Origin of the sequence: Arthrobacter sp. M4 (assembly GCF_020251205.1) — a bacterium.
Classification (GTDB): Bacteria; Actinomycetota; Actinomycetes; order Actinomycetales; family Micrococcaceae; genus Arthrobacter.
The window spans coordinates 1-263 of sequence record NZ_JAIWYX010000080.1; the positions used below are offsets into that span (position 1 = coordinate 1).

Here is a 263-nt window from a genome sequence, read left to right on the forward strand (position 1 = left end):
GCGCCGGAGAGGATGTCCAGGACGGTCTTGCCGAACTCCGTGGAGATGAACGGGTAGGCCGGAGTCTCAGGGCGCATTACGGCGTACTTCTTGGAAAACTCGCGGAAGATGCTATTTGCTCCGCCTGGCGCGTAGGCCGGGACGAGCGCGGCGGCCTCATCGGTTGCCGGGATGGTGCTGGTGGCTTTCGCGACCTTCGCGATGTTCTCAGGCTTGAGCGTGAAGGACAGGTAGTCCATCGCCGCTTCGGTGTTCTTGCATCC

Annotated in this window: 1 pseudogene; it reads right to left on the reverse strand. The window is 62.4% G+C overall.

Annotated elements, in window-relative coordinates:
• Positions 1–263 (reverse strand): annotated as a pseudogene (locus LD110_RS23480) (sugar ABC transporter substrate-binding protein); the annotation flags it as partial.